Genomic DNA, 19,904 nt, shown 5'->3' on the forward strand with positions numbered 1-19,904 from the left:
ACCTAGGTAAGCGAACGGCGCCCTCTCCCATGGGAGAGGGCGCCGTTCGTACGTCGGGGCCCGCGGGGCCTCAGGCGGGCAGGTGCCGTACCCGGACCGCGCTGTGCTCCGTCGGTGTGGTCCCACCCTCGACCGCCACGAGCTCGAGCTCGCCCTCGTCGTACAGGTCCACGCGATCGCCCACGACGGCGTCGACCGTCGCCCTGCGGCCGTCGTCGGCGCGGACGAGCAGCCGCGCCGTGGGGACGCCCTCTCGCGGGCCCGCGACCATGACGCCCACGCGCGTGGATCCCAGGCGCAGCTGCGCGCTCTGCGCCACCCGCAGCACGCCCGGCTGCGCAGTGCTCCCCGCCTCGCCCACGGTTCCATCCTCGGTCATGTTCGTCGCCTCACTTCGTCGACGAGCCGTAGGTCACGGACCCGAAGCTGTCGTAGAACTCGTCCGCCGACATCGTGATGGTGCCGGGCTTCGTCTCACCGTCCGACCCGGTGCCGCCGCCAGGGCCCCACGGGTTGATGAGCGTGATCGTCTTGCCGTCGGCGGAGACGTCCTGCACCGTGTAGACGTGGTTCGCCACGACCTCCTTGTCGGAGGGCGCGTCGCCGAACCAGCCGCCGCCGTCCTTGGACGAGACCACGACGGGCTGCCCGGAGTCGACCCTGTCACCGATCGACGACAGGCTCGGCGGGGAGAACCAGAGAGGCGGGTCCAGCGACTCCGTCTCGGTGTCCTTGCCCGTGATCATCTCGAGCGCCTTGGCGGGGTCGTCGTACTCGATGTCGCCGTACTCGCCGCCCATGTACACCGCGGCTGCCTTCTCGTAGACGGAGATCCACGACGGGTCGCCATTGGGGTCGCCCGCGGCATTCTCGAGGACCGTGTCCTCGACCGTGATCTTCACCGGCTCGCCGTCGTCGTAGAACGTCACGGTGTACGTGCCCGTCGCGGGGTCGTAGACGATGTGCTCCTTGACCCACTCCGGGTCCTGCTGGGCCACGGCGCCTGCCGAGGCGAGGAACCAGCAGTCGGCGAGCGAGCCCTGCTCGATCGTCTCGGGACCTACCGCGGCGTCGTCGAGCGGCACGTTGACGGCGTCCTCGGGGTCGCCCAGGTCGCCGGGGTCCCCGGGTTCCTTGCGCTTGTCCCCCGGCCCTTCGGAAGGGTCGCCGCCCGAGCCGCGGCCCGGGTCGGGCGAGCCGCCGTTGCCGCCGCTCCCGCCGTCGTACGTGGTGCTCGTCCGCTCCTGCGCGTCGGCGTTCACAGCGGCGCCCCGGCCCGCCTCGGCGAGCGACGCGACGGCGGCACGCACGGCCGAGGTGTGCTCGGTGCGCCACGTCTCGAGGAACCTGTCGCGGACGGGACCCCGCCAGGGTGAGCTCGTCACGGCGGAGGCGACCTGGCTCATCGACGACTCGAGGTCCTCGCCGTGACGCGTGATCGCGCGCCCGAGCGCCCGTAGCTGCTCGACGTCTGCGCCGTACATCTCCGACATTTAACCCCTTCCATGGGCTGGACACACGGTACCTGCCGCCGCCCGCAACCTGCCATGGGGAGCCCTCCCCTGGAGACTGGCGCCAGGCGCCCCGCGCCGTCGCTAGGGTGGCCGCAGCCGACGAACGGAGACCTCGTGCGCACCACCCGCCTCACCCTCACAGGCGTCCTTGTCGCCGCGTCCGCGCTGCTCACGGGGTGCTCGGGCCCGGTGGCCTCGACCACGCTCGCCGACGCACCCGGCCACTACGAGTCCGTCCTCGCGGACGTCCGGGCGGCCGTGGACGGCGCGCTCGACTCGGAGCTGGGCTGGGTCGCCGACAGCGACGCGCAGGCCGTCCTGGACGACGACGGCCGGTGCACCTTCTCGACGGCCAGTTACGAGGTCGAGGACCTCGACGTCTCCAGCACCGACTGGGACCGCGTCGTGGACGCGGTGGGGCCGGTGCTCGAGGGCCACGGGTTCGAGCTGGACACCACGGGCGCCGACGTCGGCGGGTGGCTCGTGGTGACCGCCGAGGACGACGCCGGGGCCCGCTTCCGCCTGGCCGCCAAGGGGCGAGGCGAGCTGGGGATCGACGGGGCGCTCGTGACGACGGGCGAGGACGGGGCCTGCGCCCAGGCCTGACGGGCCGGGCAACTCAGTAGAATCGATTCGATCGATAGGCGATACTGAGCACCATGCCCGCCGCCCCGCCCGAGCTCACGGCCACCGCCGACGCGTCGATCTCCTCCCGTGCCGACCAGCGGCGCGCGCTGATCGCGCTGATCGCGCTCTCGGTATCGGCATTCACCTTCGTCACGGCGGAGAACCTGCCGGGCGGCATGCTCACGCTGATCGCGCCGGACCTCGGCCGCACCACGTCCGAGATCGGGCTGCTGGTCACGGCGTACGCCGCGGTGGTCGTCCTGGCGTCGGTACCGCTCGCGATGGTCACCCGGCGGCTCCCCCGCCGCATCGTGCTCGTGATCACCACCGCACTGTGCGTGGTGGGCTCGCTGTGGTCGGCGCTGGCCGCCGGCTACTGGGACCAGATGGCGGCCCGCGTGGTGACGGCTCTGGGCCAGGCCCTGTTCTGGGCCGTGGTCATCCCCGCGGCCGCGGCCATGTTCCCGCCGCACGTACGGGGCAAGATGATCGCCCGCCTCACGATCGGCAACTCGCTCGGGCCGATGCTCGGGGTCCCGTTCGGGACCTGGCTGGGGCAGCAGGCAGGGTGGCGCGTGTCGTTCCTCGTCATGTCGGCTGTGAGCCTCGCCGCGTGCCTCGCCGTCGCCGCGTTCATGCCCCCGGCGGGCGGCACGCAGAGCGACACCTCGCGCGGGACGCACCCGAGCATGCGCCGGTTCGTCGTCCTGATGACCGTCACGTGCCTGCTCGTGACCGGCGGCTTCGCCATGATCACGTTCGTCACGCAGTTCCTGCTCGAGGTCAGCGGGTTCGCCCCGCAGTACCTGAGCCTCCTGCTCCTGGGCCAGGGCCTGGCAGGCCTCGTGGCCACGTTCGTGGTGGGCCAGGTGCTCGACCGCCACCCGTGGACCACCATGGTGATCGCGCTCGGCCTCATGATCGTCGCGTTCACGGTGCTGCAGCTCCTGGGCGGCGTGCCCCCGCTGGCCGTCGCCGGGCTGGCCCTCTTCGGGTTTGCGTTCAGCGCGATACCGCCCGCCATCTCGCACCTGAACCTGCAGGTGGCGCCGGGCGGTACCGAGATGGCGTCGGCGGTCTCCAGCTCGGTCTTCAACGTGGGGATCGCGGCCGGCTCAGCCATCGGTGCGGGCATCGTCGCCTCGGTCGGCGTGCAGAGCATCCCGGTGGTGGGGGCGTTCTTCGTGCTGCTCGCCGGCGGCGTGCTCGCCTGGGAGCTCAGCCGTTCCCAGCGGGTCCCCCAGCCTGTGTGAGGTCCGCGCGGGATGCCGGGCCGCGACAAGCGACCGACGCGGCGGAGAGGGCCGTACCCTGGCACGGTGCCCGACGCCGCAGCCCACCAGACCTCGCAGCCCACCGACACGGCGCCCGCCCCGGCCGCCCCCACGAACCCGGCGCCGCCCGCGACCCCGCCCGCGACCCCGCCCGTGGCCGAGCGCAGGCCTGTCCTCCGGTCGCACCACGGCGACGACTTCGCCGACGAGTACGAGTGGCTGCGCGCCAAGGAGGACCCGGAGGTGGTGACACACCTCGAGGCGGAGAACGCCTGGACGCACGCGCAGGTGGCCCACCTCGCGCCTCTGCGTACGGCCATCTTCGAGGAGATCAAGGGCCGCACCCTGGAGACGGACCTCTCGCTGCCCTCCCGGGACGGCGGGTACTGGTACTACGCCCGCACGGTGGAGGGCCGGCAGTACCCGATCCACGCGCGGTACGCCGTGTCCGGGCCGGACGACTGGACCCCCCGCGTGCTGGAGCCGGGTGAGCCCGTCCCCGGCGAGGAGATCCTGCTGGACCAGAACGCCGAGGCCGAGGGGCACGACTTCTTCTCGCTCGGCGCGCTCGACGTGTCCGACGACGGCGCCCGCCTCCTGTACGCCACCGACACGGCGGGCGACGAGCGCTACACGCTCAAGGTCCGCGACCTCGCCACCGGCGAGACCCTCGCCGACGAGGTGCGCGACACGGCTCCCGGCGCGTTCTTCGCCCCCGACGGGCAGCACGTCTTCTACCTGACCCTCGACGACGCCTGGCGCCCGTACCGGGTGTGGCGGCACCGCCTCGGCACGCCTGCGTCGGACGACGTGGTCGTCTTCGAGGAGCCGGACGAGCGCTACTGGGTGGGCGCGGGCCTGTCGCGGTCCAAGAAGTACCTGCAGATCGAGCTCGGCTCGAAGGTGACGAGCGAGTCGTGGCTGCTCGAGGCCGACGACCCCACCGGCGAGTTCCGCGTGGTGTGGCCCCGTCGCGAGGGCGTGGAGTACACGGTCGAGCACGCGGTGCTTCCCGACGGCGCCCCGGTGACGGGCGACGCCCTGCTCGTCCTGCACAACGACGGCGCGGAGAACTTCGAGCTGGTCGTCTCGCCTGTGCCGGCGCCGGGCGAGACGGTGACCCCGGGTGAGGCGTCCGTCGTCGTGCCGCACGATCCCGCGGTGCGCCTGGAGGGTGTCGCAGCGAGCGCCCGGTACCTGGTGCTGCACTACCGGCGCGACGCGATCAGCCGCAGCGGCGTGCTGCGGCTGGACGCCGCGCCGGGCGACCGGTGGGCGTTCGACGAGATCGCGTTCGGCGAGCCGCTCGAGACCGTGGGCGCCGGCGTGGGTGTCTGGGAGCAGCCGAACCTGCGGGTGGGGGTCACGTCGTTCGTGACGCCGTCCGCGGTCTACGACTATGACGTCGCCACCGGCACCCGCACCCTCCTCAAGCAGCAGCCCGTCCTGGGCGGCTACGACCCCGCCGAGTACGACTCCCGCCGCGAGTGGGCGGTGGCCGACGACGGCACGCGCGTGCCACTGTCGCTCGTCTGGCGCCGCGACAAGGTGGTACCGGGCGAGCCCGCTCCCTTGCTCCTGTACGGGTACGGGGCGTACGAGACCAGCATCGACCCGTACTTCACGGTGCCTCGCCTGAGCCTGCTGGACCGCGGCGTCGTGTTCGCCGTCGCGCACGTGCGTGGTGGCGGTGAGCTGGGGCGCCACTGGTACGAGGACGGCAAGCTGCTGCGCAAGCCGAACACGTTCTCCGACTTCGTGGCGTGCGCCCGGCACGTCGTGGAGGCCGGGTGGACCACGCCGGACCGCATCGTGGCCGACGGCGGCTCCGCGGGCGGGCTGCTCGTCGGCGCCGCGCTGAACCTCGCCCCCGACGCGTTCGCCGGCGTCATCGCCGACGTGCCGTTCGTGGACGCGCTCACGTCGATGCTCGACGCGACGCTGCCGCTCACCGTCGTGGAGTGGGACGAGTGGGGCAACCCGCTGGAGGACCCCGAGGTCTACGCCGCCATGAAGGCGTACTCCCCGTACGAGAACGTGCCCGACGACGCGTCGCACTACCCGCGGGTCCTCGCCACGACGTCGTTCAACGACACGCGGGTGCTCTACGTGGAGCCCGCCAAGTGGGTGGCCCGCCTCCGCGCGGCGGGCGCGCCCGCGCTGCTGAAGATCGAGATGGCGGCGGGGCACGGCGGCGTCTCCGGCCGGTACGCCCGGTGGGAGGAGATCGCGTTCGAGCACGCATGGACGCTGGACGTGCTCGGGCTGGCGTAGCCGCTACAGGCCGGCCTTGCCCGCCAGGACCCGGCGCGCCGACTCGTCCACCCGGGCCGCGAACGCCGGGTCCGTCCGGGCACGCCCGACGAGGGCCTGCGCCATCTCCGGGACGACCGTGGCGTCGGCCGAGGCGAGCACGAGGTCCACGCCGGCCGCCACCGCGAGGACGGCCCGGTCCCCCGGGGACCAGGCGGCGACCTGGTCGGCACCGGACAGGTCGTCGGTCATGATCACGCCGTCGAAGCCCAGATCGTCACGGAGCAGCGACACGGCGGCCGGGCTGAACACCGCCGGAGCGCCCGGGTCGATCTGCGTGTAGACGGCCGACGACATCATGACGTAGCGCGCCCCCGCCTCGATCCCGGCCGCGAAGACGCCGACGGAGGGGTCGCCCGGGACGGTGACCGTGTCGGTGACGCCCGTCGCGTCGTCCGTGTTGGCGGTGACCCGGCCCAGCCCCGGGAAGTGCTTGATCACCGTCTCGACGCCTCCCGCCCGCAGCCCGGCCGAGAATGCGTTCGCCGACGCCGTCACCTGCTCCGGGGTGGTCCCGTAGTTGCGGGCGAAGTACCCGACCGGCGCGTTGGACCCCTCCGTCCCCGCGGGCACGAGGTCCATGACCGGCGCCAGATCGAGGTTGATGCCCGCTGCCGCCAGCTCGGCCCCCCAGCCCTGAGCATGCTGCTGCAGCACCGCGGGGTCGAGCGCGGCCTGCTCCGTCGCACGCGGGACCTCGGAGAACCCGTCCCCGCGGAGCACCTGGACGAGACCGCCCTCCTGGTCGGTCGCGACCAGGAGCGGCGTCCCGTGCGTGACACCCTGGCCCACGAGGTCCCGGAAGCTCTGCGTGAGGGCCGCCACCGCACCTCGCCCGGCCTGTGTGCGGCCCGCCAGGAAGACGTTGCCGACGTGGTGCTGCCGCACCAGGTCGGCCGTCACGGGGTTCTGGGCCTGGACGTCCACGCCCGCCATGAGCAGCTGGCCCACCTTCTCCTCGAGCGTCCAGCCCGCGAGCGGGTCGGGCGGGGACGGGGACGGGGACGGGGTCCGCGTGGGCGACGGGGACTGCGTCGGCCCGGCGCTGCCCGACGGCGACGGGCGCTCCGCAGGGGTCGGCGTCGGCGTGCCCGACGGACCGCCGCAGGCGGCGAGAGCGATGACGAGCGCGACGAGGGAGACAGCGAGCAGCGCGGGCGCCCGGGCACCGGGGTGGATGTGACCGGTCATCGGACCAGTGTCGCCACCTCCGGCGCCCGGGTCGACCCCGTGGCCGCTACAGGAGGGCCGTCAGTGCCGTCAGGAAGCCGTCGACCTGCTCCTCGGACGTGTCCCAGGAGCACATCCACCGCACCTCGACCCGGTCCGGGGTCTCCCCCGCGGCCCAGTCGTAGAAGCGGTAGTCCGTCCGCAGCCGGTCGGCGACCGGCCGGGGCAGGGTGGCGAACACGGCGTTCGCGTCGGTGGGCCGGGTGACCCGGACGACGTCGGCACCCACGCTCTCGACGCCGGCGCGCAGCCGGGCGGCCATCGCATTCGCGTGGGCGGCGTTGCGCAGCCACAGCGGGCTCCCCGACGGGCCCTCGCCGAGCCCGTCGTGCAGCCCGTCGCCCGTGGGGCTGCCGGGCTCGCCGAGCACGGCCAGCAGCTGCGCCGACACGAACCGGGACTTCGACGCGAGCTGCATCGTCGCCTTGCGGAGGAACGGCACGGCCTCCGCGGCGCTGCGCGGCGCGCCGGGGGCGGTCGTGGCGCCGCCCTCACCCCACGGCTCGGACAGCACCACGACCGCCTCGCCGATCATGCCGCCGATCTTGGCGGCGCCGAGCGAGAGGATGTCCACGCCCACGTCGGTCGTCAGCTCGCGCAGGCCGGTGCCCAGTGCGGCGGCGGCGTTCGCGAGGCGCGACCCGTCGAGGTGCACCCTCATGCCGAGGGCGTGCGCCGCGTCGGCGAGCTCCTTGAGGTGGGCCACGGAGTAGACCGTGCCGAGCTCCGTGCTCTGTGTGATCGACAGGACCACCGGCTGCGCGCGGTGCACGTCGCCGCGGTCGCCGGCCCAGCGGTCGAGCGCGTCGGGCGCGAGCCGCCCGTCGACGGAGGGCGACGCCAGGACCTTGAGCCCGCCCACCCTCTCGGGAGCGCCGTTCTCGTCGGTGTTGACGTGCGCCACGTCGCTCGCGACGACACCACCCCAGCGGGGGGTCACCGCCATCAGCGAGATGACGTTCGCCCCCGTGCCGTTGATGACGGGGAAGGCGACGGCCCGGTCGCCGAAGACCTCGCGGACGCGCTCCCCGAGGCGCTCCGTGACGGGGTCGTCCCCGTAGGCGACGGCCGGGCCGTCGTTCGCTGCGGCGATCGCGGCCATGACCTCGGGGTGGACGCTGGCGTAGTTGTCGGAGGCAAAGTGCTGCACGCCCCGATTCTCCCCCACAGCGACGACCCACAGCGAAGAGGGCTTAGGGTCGGGGCGTGCGCGTGCTGCGGTGGGTCTCCGGGTTGTACGTGGCAGCGGTCCTGGTGGCGACGATGACGCCCGCCCCGTCCACCACCGACGTCCCCGCCTGGGGCCGCCTCGGCCTGAAGATCCTCGACGCGCTCGGGCTGCACACGACGTTCCCCGTGATCGAGGCGCTCGCCAACGTGGCCCTCTTCGTGCCGTTCGGCGTCCTGGGGGTCCTGCTCGCCCAGCGGCCGTGGGCAGTCGCCGCCGCGGGCGGCGCGTTCTCTCTCGCGATCGAGCTGACGCAGCACCTGATCCCCGGCCGGTTCCCGACCGTCCAGGACGTCGTCCTCAACACCGCGGGCGCCGCGCTGGGCACGCTGGTCGTCGTGCTCGCGGCCCGCGTACGGCGCCGCTGACCCCGGGCACAAAGGTGCCCGACGCCGGAGGCGCCCTGGGGCCCCCGCGAAGTTCCGCAGCGAAGCAAGGACTTCGGGGGGTGAGGGCGCCGGTGCCGCGCCTTCCGTACGGAAGGCGCGGCCCCGGCGTCGGGCACCAGGCGAGGTTAGGCGACGCCCAGGTACGCCTCACGGATGCTCGTGTCCGTCAGGAGGTCCGAGCCCTTGCCTGTCTTGACGATGTTGCCCGTCTCCAGCACGTAGGCGCGGTCCGCGAGGGTCAGCGCCTGCTTGGCGTTCTGCTCGACCACGAGGATCGTGGTGCCCTGCTGGGCGATCTCCCGGATGATCGAGAAGATCTGCTGGATGAGCATCGGCGCCAGGCCCATCGACGGCTCGTCGAGCAGGAGCAGCTTCGGCCGCGACATCAGCGCACGGCCGATCGACAGCATCTGCTGCTCACCGCCGGACATGGTCCCGGCAACCTGCTTCTTGCGCTCCGAGAGCCGCGGGAACAGCTCGAAGACGCGCTCGAAGTCGGACAGGATCGCTGCCCGGTCACGCCGGGTGTAGGCGCCCATCTCGAGGTTCTCCACCACCGTCATGCCGGGGAACACGCCACGGCCCTCGGGCGCGAGGACGAGACCCTTCCGCATGCGCTGGTCGGCGCGGAGGTTCGTGACGTTCTCGCCGTTGAAGCTGATCTGCCCCGACGACACGCCACGCACGCCCGAGATCGCCCGCATGGTCGACGTCTTGCCGGCGCCGTTGGCCCCGATGAGGGAGACCACCTCGCCCTCGCCGACCTCGAGCGAGAGCCCGTGCAGGGCCTCGATCTTCCCGTAGTTGAGGACGATGTCCTTGACCTCAAGCAGCATCTGGCTCTCCCAGGTAAGCAGCGATGACCTTCGGGTCGCGGGCGACCACGGCCGGAGCACCCTCGGCGATCTTCGAGCCGAACTCGAGGACCACGATGCGGTCCGTCACGCCCATGACCAGCCTCATGTCGTGCTCGATGAGCAGGACGGTGAGGCCACGGTCGCGGATGCGGCGGATGAGGCCCATGAGGTCCTCCTTCTCCGCCGGGTTGAAGCCGGCCGCCGGCTCGTCCAGGCAGAGCAGCTTCGGGTCCGTCGCCAGCGCGCGGGCGATCTCCAGCCTGCGCTGGTACCCGTACGGGAGGTTGCGGGAGAGCTCGTCGGCGCGGTCGGCGATGCCGACGAACCGGAGGAGCTCCCACGACTTGCGGCGGCTGCGCCGCTCCTCGACCTCGTGGCGGCTGACGCCGATCACCTTGGCGAGGGCACGCCTGACCGGGTTGCGAGGCAGGTCCTCCTCGGGCAGGCCCCAGATCCGGTACATCCGGAACAGGGCGCCGAGCACGGAGGTCTTGTTCCGTGCGTCGCAGCCCACCATCACGTTCTCGAGCGCCGACATCTCCGGGAAGAGGCGGATGTTCTGGAACGTGCGCGCGATGCCCAGCGCGGTGATCTGGTGAGGCTTGCTCCCCGCGATCTGGGTGCCGTCGAACGTGATGCTTCCCGACGTGGGCTTGTAGACGCCCGTCATCGCGTTGAAGCACGTCGTCTTCCCGGCCCCGTTGGGGCCGATCAGGCCGAGGATCTCCCCGGTGCGGATCTCGAAGTCGACGTCGTTCAGCGCGACGACGCCGCCGAAGCGGAGCGTCACGTGGTCGACCGTGAGCAGCACCTCACTGTCGCTGATGGGCGCGTCCTGGACGGACGTGGACTCAGGGATGGTCTGCTCAGGCATCAGCTGCAGCCTCCTCTGCCTCGTGCTTGCGGTCCTCGAGCTCACGGGCCCGACGACGGTTGGGGAAGAGGCCCTGCGGGCGCAGGACCATGATCGCGACGAGCGCGACGCCGAACGCCAGCGGGCGCCACGACTCGAACTCGCGGAATCGCTCCGGCAGGTACGTGATCAGGAAGGCACCGAACAGCGCCCCCCAGATGTTGCCGGAGCCGCCGATGACGACCATCGCGACGAAGAGGAACGACAGGTTCAGCTGGAAGCCGTTCGGCTCCACGTACGCCTGCTTGCTCGCGAAGAGCAGGCCGGCGATCGCGCCGAGCGACGCGCCGATGGCGAACGCCCACAGCTTGTACTTGAACGCGTTGACGCCCATCACCGCCGCGGCGTCCTCGTCCTCGCGGATAGCGAGCCAGGCGCGGCCGACCCTGCTGTGCTCGAGGCGGCGCATGAGCCAGATGAGGATGACGAGGACTGCGAGGGCGAGCCAGTACCAGCGGTGCACGTCGATCGTGTTGAAGAAGTCCTCGTCCGCCGCCGGGGGCTCCGGGACCGCGATGATGCCGGCCGGGCCACCCGTCCACGTCGAGTTGCGCATGACGATACGGATGATCTCGCCGAAGCCCATCGTCACGATGGCCAGGTAGTCACCGCGCAGGCGCAGGGTGGGCGCGCCGAGGATGACCCCCGCGATCAGGGCGATGCAGATGGCCAGCGGGATACAGGCCGCGAAGGCCATCGACCAGCCTTCCGGCAGGCCGAACTGCGCCGCGATCGCCTTGGTCACGGGCGAGGCGGGCGAGCCGAAGAGCGCGATCGAGTAGGCGCCGACGGCGTAGAAGCCGACATAGCCGAGGTCGAGCAGGCCCGCCCAGCCGATGACGACGTTCAGACCGACCGCCACGATCATGTAGAGCGCGATCGTGAAGAGCACGGTGGACCAGTCGGACCCGTTGGGACGAAGGTCCGTCCGGATGTAGGCGAACGGCAGGATGTTGAGGAACGGCAGGTACACGCAGAACGAGAGCACCAGCAGGATCAGCGGGACCTTCACCCACTGGGGGGCGCCGCCGAGCAACGACGGGACGGCCGCGACCCTCTTCAGCACGGACTTCTGGGGCGTGGTGTCGGTCATGCGCGAGCCTTCCCGAGGGACTCACCGAGGATGCCGGTGGGACGGAACATGAGGACGACGACAAGGATGACGAATGCCGTCACGTCCTCCCAGTTCGAGCTGATGAGGGCCGAGGAGTAGACCTCGCACACCCCCAGCAGCAGGCCACCCACGAGCGCGCCCCGCAGGTTGCCGATGCCGCCGAGCACGGCAGCCGTGAACGCCTTGATGCCGATCAGGAAGCCCATGTCGAACTTGGCGAAGTCGTACTTCATCGTGTGCAGGAGCGCCGCGAGACCGGCCGCCACACCACCGATGATGAAGACCAGCATGATGACGTTGTTCTTGTTGACACCCATGAGCGAGGCCGTGTCGGGGTCCTGGGCGACGGCCCGGACACCGCGGCCGAGGCGGGACTTGTTCACGAACAGGTCCAGGGCCACCATCATCCCGACCGCCGCGAGAATCACGATCAGGTCGATGTTGCTCATGTTGAAGTTGCCGATCGTGAACACCTCGCGCGTCGGCACGACCGTCGGGATGTTCACGGCGGACCGGCCGAAGGGGGCACCGAAGAAGACCCGCAGCGCATGGCCGAAGATCTCGACGAGCACGAGCGAGCAGCCGATCGCCGTGATCAGCACGATGAGTGGCGGCGCGTTCTTGTTGCGCAGCGGACGGTAGGCGACCCGCTCGACGACGAGCGCGGTACCTGCCGACACGAGGGCCGCGACGAGGCCGGCGAGGAGGGTGATCCCGATCGCCAGCCAGACGCCGACGCCGGAGTGGGCACCGACCGCCGTGTACACGCCGAGCACCGTCCAGGCGCCCACCATGAACACCTCGGAGTGCGCGAAGTTGATGAGTCGCAGCACGCCGTACACCAGGGTGTAGCCCAGGGCGACGAGCGCGTAGATCGATCCCTTGGTCAGGCCATCGACCGTAAATCCCGCGAGCCCCTCGATGAGGTTCGTGAAGTCCATAAGTTTGTCTCCGAATGGTCCGTTAACGTACCGGTGGGGCGGCGAGGTAGACCTCGCCGCCCCACCGGTACTCGACGCAGTGGCTTGCTACTGCTTGATCTCCTGGTCGGGGACGAGCACGCCGCCCTCGACCTTGTAGGACCACACGGTCACGTTCGCCTGGTCGACGTCGCCGACCTCGTCGAACTTGTAGGTCTTGGTCAGACCCTCACCCTCGTACGCGTCGACGAACGCCTCGACGTCCTCGCGCGTGGTGTTCCCCGCCGCGAAGGCCTCGAGGAAGATGTTCATCGCGTCGTAGCCCTCACCGGCGTACGCACCGGCGGCCTCGCCGAACTCGGCCTCGTAGTCCTCGGCGAAGGTGCCCTCGACCGGGACGCAGGGGCAGGTGACGATGGCGCCCTCGGCGGCCTCGCCGGCAGCCTTGGGGAAGTCGACGCCGTAGAGGCCGTCGCCACCGACGAACGGCACGGTCACGCCGGCGTCACGCAGCTGCTTGAGGAACGGGCCGGCCTCGGCGGCGTAGCCCGCGTAGACGACGGCGTCGGGCTGGGCGCCCTTGATCTTGCCGACGACGGCGGAGAAGTCGGTCTGCTTCTCCTGCGTCTTGTCGGTCGCGGCGACCTTGTCGCCGAGGATCTCCTTGATCTTGCCCGCGAGCGGCTCGCCGTAGGCGGTGGAGTCGTCCACGACGAAGACCTTGGAAGCGCCGAGCGTCTCGCCGACGTAGTTGGCGATCGCGGTGCCCTGGACCAGGTCGTGGCCGACGACGCGGTGGAACACGTCAGCCGGCTCCTCCTGCGTCAGGTCGGTCGCGGTGGCCGACTGGCTGATCATCGTCAGGCCGGAGTCGTCGAAGATCGCCTTGGTGGCGCGCGTCTCGCCGGAGAACGCACCACCGATGACGCCGAGGAAGGACTCGTCCGTCGACATCTGGGTCGCGACGGGGGTGGCCTTGGCCGGGTCGCCCTCGGTGTCGAACTCGATGAGCTCGACGGCGCACTCGGGGTCGGTCTCCTGGTACTCCTTCAGCGCGAGCTTGGCGCCGTTCACCGACGGGATGACGATGCCGGCGTTGGCTCCCGAGAGAGCGCCCATCACGCCGACCTTGATCGCGCACTCGCCCTCGGTGCCCCCGCCCCCGCCGCCGCCGGTCTCGACCGTGCCACAGGCTGATGCGGTCAGCGCAACGGCGAGCGTCAGTGCGCCCGCCGCAAACAGAGTGTTCCGCCTCAAGGTTCTCCTACTTCCTGTCATGTCGTCCTGGGTTGGCGGACGACGCACCGTTGACGCACCGATCGCGACGAGGATCCGTTGCCCGCGCCGTGATCGCTGAAAGTAACCACCTTGTGTGACGTTCGTGTGTCGCGTCCGTCACGCGGACCACATCGTTACGATGATGTGACCTGTGCTACAAGCCCGGCGGACTGTCCTTGGGAAACAGGTGACGGTGCCGTCCCTGGTGAGGGCTGTGCCATCCCGTGTCCACGGGTGTTCAGCTCCTGAACTGGGTGAAGGCCGCCGTCGCCGGGTCGGAGGCGATCCGGGCGTCGTCGCGGTGCAGGGCGTCGATCTGGGCCATGTGGTCGTCCGAGAGGTCGAACGAGAACAGATCGATGTTCGTCGCCATCCGTTCGGGGTTGACCGACTTCGGGATGACGATCGCACCGTGCTGCACGTGCCAGCGCAGGACGACCTGCGCCGGGGTGATCCCGAGCTCCGTGGCGACCGCCGTGACGGCGGCCGCCTCGAGGTCCTGCCCCCGGCCCAGGGGCGAGTACGCCTCCGGCACGATGCCGTGCCGGAGGCCGGACTCGACCGTCGCGGGCTGGCGGTACGTCGGGTGGATCTCGATCTGGTTCACGGCCGGCACGACCTCGCTCTCCGCCAGCAGGCGGTCGAGGTGGTCGGGGAGGAAGTTGGACACTCCGATCGCCCGGACTGCCCCCTCCGCGTACAGCTTCTCGAACGCCCGCCACGTCTCCACGTAGAGGTCCTTGCTGGGGACCGGCCAGTGGATGAGGTACAGGTCGACGACGTCCAGACCGAGGGCACGGCGGCTGTCCTCGAAGGCGCGGAGGGCGCTCTCGTAACCCTGGTCACCGTTGCGGAGCTTGGTGGTGACGAACAACTCTTCTCGCGGCAGACCCGACGCGCGCACGGCTGCACCGACGCCCGCTTCGTTGTAGTAGCCGGCGGCAGTATCGACGTGGCGGTAGCCCAGCTCCAGCGCCTTTTCGACCGTGACCTGCGTACTGTCGTCCGGCACCTGGAAGACGCCGAGCCCCACCTGGGGGACGCTGACACCGTTGTTCAAGGAGATCTGTGGCACCGTCATGGCACCTTTCTAACACCCTGCGTGCAAGATGATCACGATTAGACCGGGACGCCGAGGGCCGGACCGGGTACGCTTGAGTCATTGCAGTGCCTCGATCGTTCTTCCGAGAGATGACGACGACACCGTGATGTACGACTCCGAAGGTCGGGGTCGTCGCCTCTTGCAAGGAGCAGTTATGGCTTTCGGAACCGTCAAGTGGTTCAACGCCGAGAAGGGCTTTGGCTTCATCGCCCCCGAGGACGGCAGCGCCGACGTGTTCGCGCACTTCAGCGCCATCCAGTCCAACGGGTACCGCACGCTGGAGGAGAACCAGCGTGTCGAGTTCGACGTGAAGCAGGGCCCCAAGGGCCTGCAGGCGGAGAACATCCGCCCCGTCTGACCCTGAGCGCCGACGGCCCGCACCTTCTTCGGAAGGTGCGGGCCGTTGCTATGTCCGGGAGGCTGGTGCGGGCGCTCCTGACCGGAGCGGGGTGCTCCTGACCGGAGCGGGGTGGGGAACCCCGCGCGTCCGGAGGGCGTTCCACAGTAGGCAGGCCGTCTCGCCGACCGGCGAGCCTTCACGAAGGGCACGACCATGGGCTTCCTCGACCGACTTCTCGGGCGCGAGCCGCGCGACAGCACGACGGGCGGAGACCGCACGACGGGCCGCGACAGCACGACCGGCGCAGACCGGCGGGTTGCCTACCAGCCGCAGGACGCTCCCGCCTACGGTTCCGCCGCGGCAACCGGCCGCAGCGAGGACGAGGTCGCCGTCGAGCGCTACAAGTACCTCCTGCGCACGGCGCCGCCGGACGCCGTCGAGGAGGCGCACGCCGAGGCGTTCGCAAACCTCACCCCTGAGCAGCGCCGCCAGGTGCTCACCCAGCTGTCCGAGCAGGTTCCCCAGTCCGAGCGCACGACGGCGGACGACCCGCGCTCGCTCGCCCGCATGGCGACGCGCGCGGAGGTGCGCAACCCCGGGACCCTGCTGAACACGTTCGGCGGTCAGGGGCGGCCCGGGGCGCAGGGCGGGTTCGGCGGCGGCGGGCCGGGATTCGGCGCCATGGTGGGCGGGAGCCTGCTCGGCACGATCGCCGGTGTCGTGATCGGCTCGGCGATCGCGGACGCGATGTTCGGGCCCGAGTTCGGTGACCCGGGCCAGGACTTCGCCGGTGGCGAGGCCGGGACGGAGGCGGGCGCCGAGGGCGACCCCGGTGCTGACCCCGGTGCTGACCCGGGCGCCGACGCTGGGGCCGGCGACGTCGCGGCCGAGGGCGACGGCGGCGGGTTCGGCGGAGGCGACTTCGGCGGCGACTTCGGCGGGGGCGACTTCGGCGGGGACTTCGGCGGCGGGGACTTCTAGGTCGGATCGCTACGGCCGGGCCGACGGGTGGACCGTCAGGCCCGGCCTGTCAGCGCGAGGAACGCGCCCAGGTCCTCGGCGCCCTCGACGGTGTGCGGCCAGAACTCGGTGAGGTCCGGTGAGTGCACCACGACGGCGCACCACTGGCCCCGCGACACCGCCACGTTGATGCGGTGCCGGTCGAGGAGGAAGCCCATCCCCCGCGTGACGTCGTGCGGCGAGGAGGCCGCGAGCGTCACGACGACGACGGGCGCCTCCCGGCCCTGGAAGAGGTCGACGGTCCCCACCTCCGTGCTGCCGAGACCAGCGTCGGCGAGCGCCCGCCGCACTGTCGTGACCTGGGCGTTGTACGGCGCCACGACGATGACGTCCTGTGCCTCGAGGGGCCGTGAGGGCGCATCGTCGTCCCGCCAGCCGCGGCCCACGACCGCCTGTACCTGCCGGACCACCTCGGCCGCCTCCTCGGGCGAGGCCACGACGTTGCCGGCGTGCGGGACCCGCACGGTGCGCACCCCCGACGGCACCCCGTCGAGCGTCCTGCGGGCCGCTCTGGGGTGGGCGGCGAGCCGGTCCTCGTAGGACAGGCGGGAGACCGCGGCGCACAGGTCGGGGTGCATCCGCCACGACACGTCGAGGAAGTACCCCAGGTGGGCGGGGAGCACGTCGTGGCCGCCGGCCACCCACCCGAGCGCCGATCCCTCCACACCCTCGGGGTGCAGGCCCTGGCTGACCTGTGGAAGCTGCTGTGGATCGCCGAGGAGCAGCAGGTTCCGCGCCGCTCGGCCGACTGCCACGGCGTCCGCGAGCGCGAACTGACCGGCCTCGTCCACGACGAGCAGGTCGAGACCCTCCGTGGGCCACCTGCGCGCGTCGGCGAAGTCCCAGGCGGTGCCGCCCACCACGCACCCGTCGGCGCGGTGCGCCTCGGCGAACGCCGCCAGCTCCGCGTTGCCGAGCTCCGTCCAGGGGACCGGCGTGCCGACCTCCGCAGCCGTACCCGTTCGCTTCTTCTTCGCGACGCGTTCCGCCGGGAGCCCCGCCTTGCCGACCACCGCCCGGAGGAGGTTCTCCACGGCAGAGTGCGACTGGGCGACGACTCCGACCCGCATCCCGTGCTCGCTGACCAGCCGGGCGATGACGTGCGAGCTCACGTGGGTCTTTCCGGTCCCGGGCGGGCCCTGTACGGCCAGGGTGGTGCGGTCGAGCCGGAGCGCGGCCTGGTAGACGGCCTCGGCGAGCGGGTCCACGGCGCCTCCCGCGCCGGGATGCTCCGGCCGCGGCAGGGCGCCTCCCGCCACCAGTGTCGGCGGGACCCGCCGCAGCAGGTCCGTCACGGCGTTGCGCGGGAGGCCGCCGGTGCGGTCCCACACGTCGAGCGCCTCGCGGGCCGTGTCCTCGACAGACTGCTCCTGTGCGTCGTGCCGTGGGCCCGCCGCGACGGCGAGCGCCATCGGCGGGTTGTCGTAGCAGGCGTCCTCGACCGCGAGCCCGTCGGGAAGGCGGCGGGGCAGCCGTTCCGCGACCGTCAGGACCGAGAGGGCAGGGTCGTGCGGGTGCGGGGCGACCGCGAGGATCTCCGCCCGCGAGTGGCACACCCGGAACGCCCCGGGTCCCGGCTCCCCCAGAGCCGCGGGCAGCGGCGGCTCGTAGAGCACGTTCACGGTGGCCCCGACCCCGAGCTCAGCCCCCTCGGCGAGCCGCCCTTCGAGCGCGACCACCCGGCCCCGCGACTGGCGGCCCTCCTGCGAGGCCCACGGGGTGACCACCTCGGAGCGTTCCACGTGGAACCAGGACCTGCGGCTGGGCCACTCGTCCACCGGCTGCTCGAGCCGGGCGAAGTGGGCCTGCCAGAAGGGCTTCTCCTCCCGGCGGTAGTAGTTCACCGCCGCCCCCAGCACGGCCAGCGCCCGCGTGTCGGCGTCCCGCTCGTCCACGCCCTCGGCTCGTCGCTCGGCGTCGCGGACGGACACCCGTTCCCGCACCGCCGTCTCGAGGGCCTCGCGGCGCACCCTGGCCTCGTTGGGGGGCCGGACCGGCGTGGCGTCCCCCTCCACGTCCGTGCCCGCCTGCCTGTCGATGCGGTCGTCGAGCGTCACCGCCTGCGGGTGTGCCGGTGGAGACCCGTACACCTGCGCCCTCGCCCGGCGGAGCCAGCCGAGCAGCTCGAGCGTGGAGTCGCAGTCGTACCGGTTGTACTCGGTGATGGCTGTCCGCAGGTCCTCCGCCGCGGCGACCTCACCGGCCTCCCGGTGCGCCGTGTAGGTCGCGAACGCGACCACGGAGGCCCCGCCGTCGGTCACCTCGCCCGTGCGCTTCTGCCCCATGTAGAGCGGCTCGAGCTTCTTGATGGAGCGGGACCGGCCCGAGATCCGCACGCTCTGCCGCACCACGGCGAAGAGGTCGACGAGGACGCCCTCGCGCAGCAGGTCGTCCACAGCCTCCTCGCAGACGCCGTGCCGGGCTGCGAGCGAGAGCAGGTGCGTCTTCTCGTAGGGCGCGTAGTGGTAGACGTGCAGGCCTGGGTACCGCTCACGGCGACGACGCAGGTAGTCCACGAAGTCGACGAGCGCCTGCTTCTCCTGCTCCAGGTCGTCGGCCCAGAAGCCCACGAAGGGCGGCGATCCCGCTGGGGCGCGCCACACCGTCCGCGCGCCCGGCGCCTCCGTCCACTCGCTGCCGGAGCGCACCACCAGGCCGAAGAGGTAGTCGAGCCCGTAGGCGCGGCCCGGGTCCTCCCACAGCGGGTCGCCCTCGAAGTCGAAGAACACGTCCCCCTCGTCGGCCGGGGGCAGGCGGTCGACCGCCTGTGGCGACGTCAGCAGCCACCGCAGCTCCCCGCCCTCCACAGGTACCGACCCATGGCCCTGCTCGACGCCGAGCTGCAGGCGGGCCTGCAGGCGCAGGCCGTCGAACGCACCCGCCGACATCCCCTCGGGCGCCTCCTGCGCCACCGCCAGCTCGTCGATGGTGCGGATTCCCGCCGAGGCGAGGCGCGCCTGCTGCGTCACATAGACGCCGCCCACCGTGAGGACGTCCCGGTGCGCCTCCGCCTCAGCGGCACAGACCTCGCAGCGACCACAGGCCCGGTACCGCTCGTCCCCCCAGGCGGCCGGGGCGTCGTCGGTCACGTGCTCGGAGAGGATCGCGAGCATCCGCTCACGCCTCTGCCGGAGCAGGGGCAGCAGGTCGGCGAGGCGGTGCGACGACGGCACACCCGTGCCCAGCACGAGGTGCACGTGCTCGGTGGGGTCGACGTGCGCGGCGCGCAGCTGGTCCGCGTAGGCGGCGAGCTGCAGCAGCGCCGTGACCTTGGCGCGGCGGGCGAGCTTGGTGTCGTGCACCGCGTACCGGGGCGTGCGGACGCCTCGGGTCTCGCGGCCCGGGAGGTCCTCGCGGACCAGGAAGTCGGCCCGGCCGTAGAAGCTGCCGTCGAAGAAGCTGGCCTGATAGACCACGTCGACGCCGGCCTCGATCGCCACGAGCGTGGCGTCGTGCGCCTCCCCGAGCCGCTCGGCGGTGGTGCGCCCGGCCGGCGGCACCTCGTACACCCCCGGGCCGAGCCCGTCGGACCGGCCGTAGCGGGCCACAAGGTCGTCGAGCACCCTGGCCTCGTGCGCGGCCCCCAGCTCCGCCGTGCGAGCCAGCATCTCGTCCTCTGTGGGACCCTGGCGCGGGACCCGGCCGAGCAGCTCGTCCATCCGGCGCAGCAGGCGCAGCTCACACTCGGCGGCCACAACGAGGTCACTGGCCGAGTGCACGAGCGTGGCAGGCTGGTCCCGCTCCAGGAGGAACATGTCCCAGGTCTACCAGTGACCTCTGACACA

General features: G+C 71.7%; 17 protein-coding genes. 6 read left to right on the forward strand and 11 right to left on the reverse strand.

Annotated elements, in window-relative coordinates; genetic code table 11:
• Nucleotides 1-70: 70 nt before the first annotated feature.
• Nucleotides 71-379, reverse strand: coding sequence for a hypothetical protein (locus D1350_RS08400; protein ID WP_125775544.1), 309 nt, complete (start codon nucleotides 377-379; stop codon nucleotides 71-73).
• 10 nt (nucleotides 380-389) lie between these two features.
• Nucleotides 390-1,484: a C2 family cysteine protease gene (locus D1350_RS08405; RefSeq protein ID WP_164545079.1), complete on the reverse strand. Its 1,095-nt coding sequence runs from the start codon at nucleotides 1,482-1,484 to the stop codon at nucleotides 390-392.
• A 144-nt stretch (nucleotides 1,485-1,628) separates the two neighbouring features.
• Here D1350_RS08405 and D1350_RS08410 point away from each other — a divergent pair, with 144 nt between their 5' ends.
• The 3 genes from D1350_RS08410 (at nucleotide 1,629) to D1350_RS08420 (ending at nucleotide 5,689) form a co-directional block, all read left to right on the forward strand.
• Nucleotides 1,629-2,120, forward strand: a complete 492-nt coding sequence (locus D1350_RS08410; RefSeq protein ID WP_125775546.1) for a hypothetical protein — start codon at nucleotides 1,629-1,631, stop codon at nucleotides 2,118-2,120.
• Between the two features lie 53 nt (nucleotides 2,121-2,173).
• Complete coding sequence (locus D1350_RS08415; protein WP_125775547.1) at nucleotides 2,174-3,394, forward strand: MFS transporter; 1,221 nt, start codon at nucleotides 2,174-2,176, stop codon at nucleotides 3,392-3,394.
• A gap of 174 nt (nucleotides 3,395-3,568) precedes the next feature.
• Complete coding sequence (locus D1350_RS08420) at nucleotides 3,569-5,689, forward strand: S9 family peptidase (protein ID WP_240644001.1); 2,121 nt, start codon at nucleotides 3,569-3,571, stop codon at nucleotides 5,687-5,689.
• A 3-nt stretch (nucleotides 5,690-5,692) separates the two neighbouring features.
• On the opposite strand, the gene D1350_RS08425 is transcribed toward D1350_RS08420, so the two are convergent.
• On the reverse strand, nucleotides 5,693-6,919 hold the full coding sequence (locus tag D1350_RS08425; RefSeq protein ID WP_125775549.1) for a glycoside hydrolase family 3 N-terminal domain-containing protein: 1,227 nt from the start codon (nucleotides 6,917-6,919) through the stop codon (nucleotides 5,693-5,695).
• A 46-nt stretch (nucleotides 6,920-6,965) separates the two neighbouring features.
• Complete coding sequence (locus tag D1350_RS08430; protein ID WP_125775550.1) at nucleotides 6,966-8,108, reverse strand: threonine aldolase family protein; 1,143 nt, start codon at nucleotides 8,106-8,108, stop codon at nucleotides 6,966-6,968.
• A gap of 56 nt (nucleotides 8,109-8,164) precedes the next feature.
• Here D1350_RS08430 and D1350_RS08435 point away from each other — a divergent pair, with 56 nt between their 5' ends.
• The gene (locus D1350_RS08435; protein WP_125775551.1) at nucleotides 8,165-8,554 is read left to right on the forward strand and encodes a VanZ family protein; all 390 of its coding nucleotides are present in this window, start codon (nucleotides 8,165-8,167) and stop codon (nucleotides 8,552-8,554) included.
• A 146-nt stretch (nucleotides 8,555-8,700) separates the two neighbouring features.
• Here D1350_RS08435 and D1350_RS08440 read toward each other — a convergent pair whose 3' ends face one another.
• The 6 genes from D1350_RS08440 to D1350_RS08465 form a co-directional block, all read right to left on the reverse strand.
• Nucleotides 8,701-9,411 carry an ABC transporter ATP-binding protein gene (locus tag D1350_RS08440; protein WP_125775552.1) on the reverse strand — a complete coding sequence of 237 codons (711 nt, stop codon included), beginning with the start codon at nucleotides 9,409-9,411 and terminating at the stop codon, nucleotides 8,701-8,703.
• Nucleotides 9,401-10,306 carry an ABC transporter ATP-binding protein gene (locus D1350_RS08445; RefSeq protein WP_125775553.1) on the reverse strand — a complete coding sequence of 302 codons (906 nt, stop codon included), beginning with the start codon at nucleotides 10,304-10,306 and terminating at the stop codon, nucleotides 9,401-9,403. Before D1350_RS08445 ends, D1350_RS08440 begins: the two co-directional genes overlap by 11 nt.
• Nucleotides 10,299-11,438, reverse strand: coding sequence for a branched-chain amino acid ABC transporter permease (locus D1350_RS08450; RefSeq protein ID WP_125775554.1), 1,140 nt, complete (start codon nucleotides 11,436-11,438; stop codon nucleotides 10,299-10,301). The genes D1350_RS08445 and D1350_RS08450 overlap by 8 nt, the downstream gene beginning before the upstream one ends.
• A complete protein-coding gene (locus D1350_RS08455) occupies nucleotides 11,435-12,400 on the reverse strand; it encodes a branched-chain amino acid ABC transporter permease (RefSeq protein WP_125775555.1) in 966 nt (321 codons plus the stop codon). The genes D1350_RS08450 and D1350_RS08455 overlap by 4 nt, the downstream gene beginning before the upstream one ends.
• Before the next feature lie 87 nt (nucleotides 12,401-12,487).
• Nucleotides 12,488-13,636 (reverse strand): branched-chain amino acid ABC transporter substrate-binding protein, encoded by a 1,149-nt coding sequence (locus D1350_RS08460; RefSeq protein ID WP_125775556.1) that lies wholly within the window; start codon nucleotides 13,634-13,636, stop codon nucleotides 12,488-12,490.
• 259 nt (nucleotides 13,637-13,895) lie between these two features.
• A complete protein-coding gene (locus D1350_RS08465) occupies nucleotides 13,896-14,738 on the reverse strand; it encodes an aldo/keto reductase (protein WP_125775557.1) in 843 nt (280 codons plus the stop codon).
• 175 nt (nucleotides 14,739-14,913) lie between these two features.
• Here D1350_RS08465 and D1350_RS08470 point away from each other — a divergent pair, with 175 nt between their 5' ends.
• Nucleotides 14,914-15,117, forward strand: coding sequence for a cold-shock protein (locus D1350_RS08470; RefSeq protein ID WP_125775558.1), 204 nt, complete (start codon nucleotides 14,914-14,916; stop codon nucleotides 15,115-15,117).
• Between the two features lie 195 nt (nucleotides 15,118-15,312).
• Nucleotides 15,313-16,080: a hypothetical protein gene (locus tag D1350_RS08475; RefSeq protein ID WP_125775559.1), complete on the forward strand. Its 768-nt coding sequence runs from the start codon at nucleotides 15,313-15,315 to the stop codon at nucleotides 16,078-16,080.
• A gap of 35 nt (nucleotides 16,081-16,115) precedes the next feature.
• Here the strand turns inward: D1350_RS08475 and D1350_RS08480 are convergent, their stop codons facing one another.
• On the reverse strand, nucleotides 16,116-19,874 hold the full coding sequence (locus D1350_RS08480) for a TM0106 family RecB-like putative nuclease (RefSeq protein ID WP_125775560.1): 3,759 nt from the start codon (nucleotides 19,872-19,874) through the stop codon (nucleotides 16,116-16,118).
• Nucleotides 19,875-19,904: the final 30 nt, after the last annotated feature.

It is taken from the genome of Antribacter gilvus (genome assembly GCF_003946865.1).
Lineage (GTDB): Bacteria > Actinomycetota > Actinomycetes > Actinomycetales > Cellulomonadaceae > Antribacter > Antribacter gilvus.

Coding starts and splice junctions, on each gene's coding strand:
- D1350_RS08400 (WP_125775544.1), bottom strand. CDS start 379: ATGACCGAGGATGGAACCGTGGGCGAGGCGGGGAGCACTGCGCAGCCG.
- D1350_RS08445 (WP_125775553.1), bottom strand. CDS start 10,306: ATGCCTGAGCAGACCATCCCTGAGTCCACGTCCGTCCAGGACGCGCCC.
- D1350_RS08475 (WP_125775559.1), top strand. CDS start 15,313: ATGGGCTTCCTCGACCGACTTCTCGGGCGCGAGCCGCGCGACAGCACG.
- D1350_RS08450 (WP_125775554.1), bottom strand. CDS start 11,438: ATGACCGACACCACGCCCCAGAAGTCCGTGCTGAAGAGGGTCGCGGCC.
- D1350_RS08465 (WP_125775557.1), bottom strand. CDS start 14,738: ATGACGGTGCCACAGATCTCCTTGAACAACGGTGTCAGCGTCCCCCAG.
- D1350_RS08480 (WP_125775560.1), bottom strand. CDS start 19,874: ATGTTCCTCCTGGAGCGGGACCAGCCTGCCACGCTCGTGCACTCGGCC.
- D1350_RS08425 (WP_125775549.1), bottom strand. CDS start 6,919: ATGACCGGTCACATCCACCCCGGTGCCCGGGCGCCCGCGCTGCTCGCT.
- D1350_RS08405 (WP_164545079.1), bottom strand. CDS start 1,484: ATGTACGGCGCAGACGTCGAGCAGCTACGGGCGCTCGGGCGCGCGATC.
- D1350_RS08415 (WP_125775547.1), top strand. CDS start 2,174: ATGCCCGCCGCCCCGCCCGAGCTCACGGCCACCGCCGACGCGTCGATC.
- D1350_RS08470 (WP_125775558.1), top strand. CDS start 14,914: ATGGCTTTCGGAACCGTCAAGTGGTTCAACGCCGAGAAGGGCTTTGGC.
- D1350_RS08440 (WP_125775552.1), bottom strand. CDS start 9,411: ATGCTGCTTGAGGTCAAGGACATCGTCCTCAACTACGGGAAGATCGAG.
- D1350_RS08455 (WP_125775555.1), bottom strand. CDS start 12,400: ATGGACTTCACGAACCTCATCGAGGGGCTCGCGGGATTTACGGTCGAT.